The sequence below is a fragment of the Moorena sp. SIO3I6 genome, from assembly GCF_010672095.1.
This window is the reverse complement of record NZ_JAAHHU010000259.1, coordinates 1-6,711: the sequence shown is the minus strand read 5'-3', so window position 1 is coordinate 6,711 and position 6,711 is coordinate 1. Positions and strand designations below refer to the sequence as shown.

At 42.7% G+C, this 6,711-nt stretch carries 9 protein-coding genes and 1 pseudogene; 9 read left to right on the top strand and 1 reads right to left on the bottom strand.

What is annotated here, in order from left to right; translation table 11 throughout:
* The first annotated feature begins 398 nt into the window (after nucleotides 1–398).
* From F6K49_RS33275 to F6K49_RS33265, 3 genes are all read left to right on the top strand, one after another.
* Nucleotides 399–1,004 carry a sigma-70 family RNA polymerase sigma factor gene (locus F6K49_RS33275; protein WP_293103532.1) on the top strand — a complete coding sequence of 202 codons (606 nt, stop codon included), beginning with the start codon at nucleotides 399–401 and terminating at the stop codon, nucleotides 1,002–1,004.
* A 468-nt stretch (nucleotides 1,005–1,472) separates the two neighbouring features.
* A complete protein-coding gene (locus F6K49_RS33270; protein ID WP_293103529.1) occupies nucleotides 1,473–2,912 on the top strand; it encodes a calcium-binding protein in 1,440 nt (479 codons plus the stop codon).
* Nucleotides 2,900–3,031, top strand: a complete 132-nt coding sequence (locus tag F6K49_RS33265; RefSeq protein WP_293047124.1) for a hypothetical protein — start codon at nucleotides 2,900–2,902, stop codon at nucleotides 3,029–3,031. Before F6K49_RS33270 ends, F6K49_RS33265 begins: the two co-directional genes overlap by 13 nt.
* Here F6K49_RS33265 and F6K49_RS33260 read toward each other — a convergent pair.
* The gene (locus tag F6K49_RS33260; RefSeq protein WP_293103524.1) at nucleotides 2,998–3,201 is read right to left on the bottom strand and encodes a hypothetical protein; all 204 of its coding nucleotides are present in this window, start codon (nucleotides 3,199–3,201) and stop codon (nucleotides 2,998–3,000) included. The two genes, F6K49_RS33265 and F6K49_RS33260, sit on opposite strands and share 34 nt — an antisense overlap.
* 62 nt (nucleotides 3,202–3,263) lie before the next feature.
* On the opposite strand from F6K49_RS33260, the gene rpmH reads away from it, so the two are divergent.
* From rpmH to F6K49_RS33230, 6 genes and pseudogenes are all read left to right on the top strand, one after another.
* On the top strand, nucleotides 3,264–3,401 hold the full coding sequence (rpmH, locus tag F6K49_RS33255) for a 50S ribosomal protein L34 (protein ID WP_044494288.1): 138 nt from the start codon (nucleotides 3,264–3,266) through the stop codon (nucleotides 3,399–3,401).
* Between the two features lie 128 nt (nucleotides 3,402–3,529).
* Nucleotides 3,530–3,937, top strand: coding sequence for a ribonuclease P protein component (gene rnpA, locus F6K49_RS33250; protein ID WP_293062522.1), 408 nt, complete (start codon nucleotides 3,530–3,532; stop codon nucleotides 3,935–3,937).
* Nucleotides 3,927–4,322, top strand: a complete 396-nt coding sequence (locus F6K49_RS33245) for a PH domain-containing protein (protein ID WP_293017280.1) — start codon at nucleotides 3,927–3,929, stop codon at nucleotides 4,320–4,322. Before rnpA ends, F6K49_RS33245 begins: the two co-directional genes overlap by 11 nt.
* A 208-nt stretch (nucleotides 4,323–4,530) precedes the next feature.
* A complete protein-coding gene (gene yidC, locus F6K49_RS33240; protein WP_075901672.1) occupies nucleotides 4,531–5,700 on the top strand; it encodes a membrane protein insertase YidC in 1,170 nt (389 codons plus the stop codon).
* Nucleotides 5,663–6,196 carry a R3H domain-containing nucleic acid-binding protein gene (locus F6K49_RS33235; RefSeq protein WP_364303117.1) on the top strand — a complete coding sequence of 178 codons (534 nt, stop codon included), beginning with the start codon at nucleotides 5,663–5,665 and terminating at the stop codon, nucleotides 6,194–6,196. Before yidC ends, F6K49_RS33235 begins: the two co-directional genes overlap by 38 nt.
* Nucleotides 6,197–6,498: 302 nt before the next feature.
* Nucleotides 6,499–6,711, top strand: a pseudogene (locus tag F6K49_RS33230) (DUF177 domain-containing protein); the annotation flags it as partial.

Below are 6,711 nucleotides of genomic sequence, written 5' to 3'. Positions count from 1 at the left end.
CAGCGGAGCAGGGAGTAGGGAGCAGGGAGCAGGGAGCAGGGAGTAGGGAGCAGGGAGAAGGGAGCAGGGAGCAGGGAGCAGGGAGCAGGGAGCAGGGAGCAGGGAGCAGGGAGCAGGGAGCAGGGAGCAGGTAAGAGCCAATAGTCAAACAATTATGTGTACCTCATGAGTCCTATAAACGCTATAGTAACATTTTCAAATTAAAAATAATCAGAAAAGTATCAATTTTAATTTTGCATGAAAATTAAAATAAGTACAAATATGAGGTATTTTGTAAGGTCAGCATAGAAGAATTGATATAGCAATTATAAATTTTATTAAGTACTTTTATTATGAGTTTCAGGGAGTAGCAAGTAGGTAAAAATTAATTTATATTATAAGTAATGAAAACGTTTTCAATGACGATAAAAAAAACTTTAAACCCTCGAAAAAAGTTTGAATCAGCGGTTAAAAATTTATTTAACCAAACCTCTTTAGAAACGAAGGAAGCAAAATATTATGCTGCATTATTCAACGTAATCAAGTCCAAACTACGCCAATTTAATTTACCGGATGACCAAATCTACGAGGTAATTAATGAAACCTATTTACGGGGAATAAAACGGCTAGAATCTGGCCAAGAGATTAAAAACCATAGAGCCTGGATCAGGGGAACTTCTTTTAATGTAATCCGTGAAATGAGCCGGGAACAAAAAAAACAGCAGTCATGGGACTCTAATTTCATAGAGCATCAACTAGCACCAGAAGCCAGCAATAGCCTTTCCTCGGCAAACTCTAAGGATGAAGACTTAAAGCTGTTGGAGCTAGCTCTTCAAAAGTTAGAGCCAAAGGACAACAAGCTAATGGTGTTACGGCACATAGAAGGCTTATCTTGGCAACAAGTAGTGAGCCATCTAGCTTCTAACGGAGAAGTTGTGACTGAGGCGTCTGCCAGGCAGCGAGGTAATCGTGCCCTAAAGCGTTTGCGCGAAAACTTTTTTGAGCTTAAAGCTGATCATCAATAAACAAAATCTTATGATTAGCGATAGCTAATCAGGGGGGAAAATGCTTAGGGGCATTCCTACTTTGATTGCCCCGATCTTTGTTTAAAAACATAATTGTTAACTGTTTATAAATAAGGACATACAATTGATAAAATATGTTACTATTATTAATAGCATTAAGTAAACTAATTAAATGCAATCAATGAAACTTTACTGAAGTAATTCCTTAACTTGTAAAGGATTTTACGAAGAAGTATTATCCGGTATTCAATACCTTTTATAAAGTATCTCACCCCCTCAGGTGAATCATAGTTATGAAAAACGCTGTAATCTTAATTTGTTAGCATCAATACAGCATTTTTTAATTGGGTGAGGTAAAGATTACTGGCTTTTATTAAACAGGGAACACAGAAGAATAAACAGGGAAAAAACCTGTGTACCTTATAGTTATGAAAAACGCTCTATTCCATTATTGGAGTAAATAAAAAAATGGCAATTAGTGTAGGAAAACTCAACCAATATAATTTAGAATATCTCCCTGAAAACGATATTTTTCGAGAACGGGAAGGGGATAATTTGTTTGGAAAGGGAGGTAATGATGTAGTTTCTGGAGATCAGGGTGATGATGTAATCCAACAAGGGAATCAAGGCAATGATAAATTATTCCTTGGTGGAGAAGGTGACGATGTAATTCTTGGAAAGGGAGGTAATGATGTAGTTTCTGGAGATCAGGGTGATGATGTAATCCAAGGAAATGAAGGGAATGATCAACTCTTTGGTGGAGAAGGTGACGATGTAATTCAAGGTGGCGCTGGGAATGATCGAATTTGGGGTGATAGTGGTAATGATGTCCTCCAAGGCGGTGCAGGAAATGATACTTTCCGAGACAGTGCCGGTGTTAACTATTTTGACGGTGGAGAAGGTCGTGATACCGTTGACTTTCACGATCTAATCAACTCTGGTATTAAGCTGAATCTGGCTGAAGGCACTGGTAGTTACACCGATGAGCAAGATCAGGAAGTAGCACAAACTTTAATTAGTATTGAAAAAGCAGTAGGTACTAATTTTAATGACGAACTGATCGGTAACGAAGCTAACAACATGTTCTTTGGTTTAGAGGGTGATGACAAATATGTCGGTGGTGCAGGAAATGATACTTTCCGAGACAGTGGCGGTTCCAACCACTTCGACGGTGGAGAAGGTCGTGATACCGTTGACTTTCAAAATCTAATCAACTCTGGTATTAAGCTGAATCTGGCTGAAGACACTGGTAGTTACACCGATGAGCAAGATCAGGAAGTAGCACAAACTTTAATTAGTATTGAAAGAGCCTTAGGTACTAATTTTAATGACGAACTCACTGGTAACGAGGTTGACAACATGTTCTTTGGTTTAGAGGGTGATGATAAACAGACTTTTTGTGTTAATTGTGCAGGAAATAACACTTTCCGAGACAGTGGCGGTTCCAACCACTTCGACGGTGGAGAAGGTCGTGATACCGTTGACTTTCAAAATCTAATCAACTCTGGTATTAAGCTGAATCTGGCTGAAGACACTGGTAGTTACACCGATGAGCAAGATCAGGAATTAGCACAAACTTTAATTAGTATTGAAAGAGCCTTAGGTACTAATTTTAATGACGAACTCACTGGTAACGAGGTTGACAACACTTTATTCGGTAAAAAAAATCTTAAATTAGCGGAAGAGTATCGCCAGCTAATAGCTCTTCCGGTTTTGTCTGAATTAGAAGCAAATCGGATGGCGAAAATCCTAGAGCTAGCTAATCTTGATGAATCCCTTAACTGCTTAATTGAGGAAATTGAAATGACCGACTATTTAAAACTAGAACAGTGGAATCAAGGTCTTCGGAATTTACTCAAGGTGATTTCCACAGAGGAGCCATCCCCTAGTACACCATGGCAGGACTAAACTATCTAAGGGGTGTAAGCATTCAGTGGTCAGTGGTCAGTGGTCAGTGGTCAGCCATCAGCGGTCAGTGGTCAGCGGTCAGTGGTCAGCGGTCAGTGGCACAGGCTTCTAGCCTGTGACCTAACTCATTAGCTGATAGCTGATAGCTCATAGCTGATAACTGATAACTGATAACTGATAACTGTTCGCGTAGCGTGCGCGTAGCGCTTAAGCTGATAGCTGATAGCTGATAACTGATAACTGATCGCTTGGCTTGATAGATCACCCCTTGACATGGTATGATCAACAATCAGCTATAGTTGGCAATCAATCCTTCATAGTATTCGTTAATAGTATTCCTCCAGCAAACCCATGACTCAACGCACTCTAGGCGGAACCAACCGTAAGCAAAAAAGAAAATCCGGTTTTCGTGCCCGGATGCGCACCAAAGATGGTCGCAATGTGATTAGAGCTCGCAGAAGCAAGGGACGGCGTCGTCTCTCGGTCTAGTCATCCAAGCATTGATGCCGACCTGCTGCAAGTGAAAGGTAAAAGGTTAAGAAACAGCCATTTCCAGTGGCTCTTCTGCCTTTATCTTGCTCAAGGAATTGATATTAATCAAGGATTAGAGTTAAGCATTGGGATTGCCTCAAGCCAATCGACTTAAGCACTGGCGAGATTTTAAGCAAGTATATCGCTCAGGTATTCGTCGTTCAGGGCGTTACCTAACATTACGGGGTTTACAACAGAGTACTATTCCCGCGATTGCCAAAGAAACCATTGCGCCAGAAAAATCCCTATCAAACAATCACCCTCCCTCCCGTCTTGGCATCTCCATCAGCCAAAAAGTCAGTAAGAAAGCAGTTGTTAGAAATCGGATTAAGCGGCAACTTCGAGCCGCCCTCAGGCAGTTATTACCACGCCTATCCCCCGGTTGGAAACTAGTCGTAATAGTAAAACCAGAAGCCAGAGAGTGCGAATATGCACAACTTTTGAGAGAATTAGAAAAGTTGTTGGTAAAAGCAGAGGTGTTGGATGGGCATTAGAGAAGATGTATTTTATGAGGGTGGCCCTCACCGGGGAGATCTGATCATTAGCATATTGTTGGCATTTACGATTATATTCATACCTCTAACCGTAGCTGCTATTGTCAGGGCTCTATGGCTACGGTATCGGATTACCAGCCGCCGCATATCAATAACTGGGGGTTGGCGGGGACGCGATCGCTCAGATGTGATCTATTCTGAAATTTCAAAGATTGCCACAGTTCCCCGTGGTATAGGAACTTGGGGAGATATTGTCGTTACCCTAAAAGATGGTAGCCGTTTGGAAATGCGCGCAATACCGCGCTTTAGAGAAATTTACGACTACATTGCCGAACGAGCAGCAGACAAAACAGGCAAAGCCGTTAGTGCCATCAAAATGATGTAGACAGAACATTGCCAAGAAAACCTTGACATCGGTCCCTTGCCCTGATCTAGTCTTCCCTTTCCTACATCTGGCCACCAAAATCGGTTCAACTCCTTGATGTCAGTAGATATACCTGATAAAAGTCGGAAACCCGAACCGCATAGGGACGGAGATTAGTTACATTAGACACAGAAAACTTTACAATAGCGCCTAGGTTAACGTCAAACGAATGGACTTTGGTATCGGATTTATCTCCAACAACATCATGCTGCCAATCCTGGATTTCTTTTACGGGATTGTGCCTAGCTATGGTTTAGCCATAATAGCCTTGACCCTGGTGATTCGCTTTGCCCTCTTCCCTCTTAATGCTGGCTCCATTCGCAACATGAGGCGCATGAAAGTCACCCAACCCTTGATGAAGAAGCGGCAAGACGAAATAAAAGAGCGCTACAAGGATGACCCGGCTAAACAGCAGGAAGAAATGAGTAAGCTGTTCCAAGAGTTTGGCAACCCCCTAGCCGGTTGTTTGCCACTGTTGGTACAAATGCCGGTTCTGTTTGCCCTATTTGCGACCTTGCGGGGATCACCCTTTGCAAACATTAACTACGACGTCAACTTACAAATTTTTCCCCAAGAACAGCTGGAATATATCCAGCCTAAAGTCTTTACCACCAAACCCCAAAATATTTACATTACCGATGGCTTACATGAACCAGTCATCGCCCTACTTCCGGCAGGAAATAAGCTGGTAGTTGGGGAAAAAACCAAAGTAGAGTTTCAAACTGTTGAAGGTCAACCCTTAAATCAACTAATTGCTCAGCATCCAGAAACCGATATCACTCCCACTTGGCAAATAGTCAACGGAGAAGACCGCTTACGTATTCTTGAAGATGGGACACTAGAAGCCCTGATGCCTGGAGAGGTAAAGCTTCAGGGAACCTTAACGGGAATAGCTGCTAACAAAGGCTTTCTATTTATTGATGCTTTAGGAAGAGTGGGTGCTTTTGATGACGATGGCACTATCCACTGGGATATCGTAGGTATGATTCTCTTCTTTGGGATCAGTTTGTACGTCAACCAGCTGTTGTCTGGTTCAGGTGCAGGTGCAGGGCAAGCCGGTGACCAGCAAAAGGTAGTTAATCAGATTACTCCAGTATTGTTTTCTGGCATGTTCTTATTCTTTCCCCTGCCAGCTGGGGTATTGATGTATATTGTTGTAGCTAATATATTTCAAACTATCCAGACTTTCATTCTATCGAGAGAACCTCTGCCAGAGAATTTGCAAGAAATAGTTGAGCAGCAGGAAAAAGAGGCAAAAAGACAAGCAGCTAAGTCTGGAGAGGGTCGAGAGGCATTGCCTTTTGAGCCCAAGCGTTCAAAGAAAAAAGCATCAAGTTAGTATGGTAAATCAACATCAGGAGCGTGGTAAAGAGTGGTTAGAAGAACTCCTGCGCTTATCTCGATTGCCCGCCAGTATAGAGGTAGCTGATGGTGACGCTCCCCTAGGAGAGCGACCCAGCTACTGGTTGACAATCGATAATAGTCAACTGACCTCGAAAGACACTCAAACTTTAATTGGTCGGGAAGGGGAAGTTATCGATTCTATCCAGTACTTAGCAAATTCCCTCCTTAACTTGGGTCATGAAGAGGAAGAACAAGCCGTTTACGTTATCGATATCGATAGCTATCGAGCCAGACGGCAAGTGGAACTTCAAGCGATCGCTGAACACGCTGCTATGAAAGTCCGTCAGACCGGGAAAGAATTTGAATTGAAATCCCTATCGGCAGCAGAGCGGCGTCAAGTCCATACCCTATTCAAGGCTTTTGAGGATTTAGAAACTCTTAGTCGAGGGCAAGAGCCAGACCGACGACTGGTGGTGCGTCGCAGGTATTGACAGATTAAGAGTTTTACCCCTCTCACTGCTGATTGCACTTGGGATTCTTCCCATCACCTGGCTAACATAATGCATTAACTCTATATAACTATTTAAGTCTATAAATGGTCGCTTTTTGCTGAGTCAGGACTTACGCGCTTAAGTGGATTTCGCCCCCCTAGCCCCCCAATATTGGGGGGTAATGATGTCAAAGTCCCCCAATATTGGGGGATTTAGGGGGCAAATGCGTAAGTCCTATGAGTGTTTGAGAAGCTCAAGGTTAACCATCAACGCTTAACAGTCAACTGCAAAGGATAAGCATTATGGAGGCGATATATATTCCTGAGTTGCTCAAATTACCAGAGCACACAGAAGTAACTCCGGTCAATCAATTCTTGGTGGATTTACAGACACTGACCCCAGTTCGAGGTCAAGTGCAAGTGGCTCATCAAGGAAATTACCTGGAGGTCTGTGCTCAAGCAGAAACGATCATTACCTTGACTTGTCACCGCTGCTTAAAACAGTACAACCACCGC

What these genes read in the sequence shown, in the direction of transcription:
- F6K49_RS33275 (WP_293103532.1), top strand. Translation starts at nt 399, where the DNA reads ATGACGATAAAAAAAACTTTAAACCCTCGAAAAAAGTTTGAATCAGCG.
- F6K49_RS33270 (WP_293103529.1), top strand. Translation starts at nt 1,473, where the DNA reads ATGGCAATTAGTGTAGGAAAACTCAACCAATATAATTTAGAATATCTC.
- F6K49_RS33265 (WP_293047124.1), top strand. Translation starts at nt 2,900, where the DNA reads ATGGCAGGACTAAACTATCTAAGGGGTGTAAGCATTCAGTGGTCAGTG.
- rpmH (WP_044494288.1), top strand. Translation starts at nt 3,264, where the DNA reads ATGACTCAACGCACTCTAGGCGGAACCAACCGTAAGCAAAAAAGAAAA.
- F6K49_RS33245 (WP_293017280.1), top strand. Translation starts at nt 3,927, where the DNA reads ATGGGCATTAGAGAAGATGTATTTTATGAGGGTGGCCCTCACCGGGGA.
- yidC (WP_075901672.1), top strand. Translation starts at nt 4,531, where the DNA reads ATGGACTTTGGTATCGGATTTATCTCCAACAACATCATGCTGCCAATC.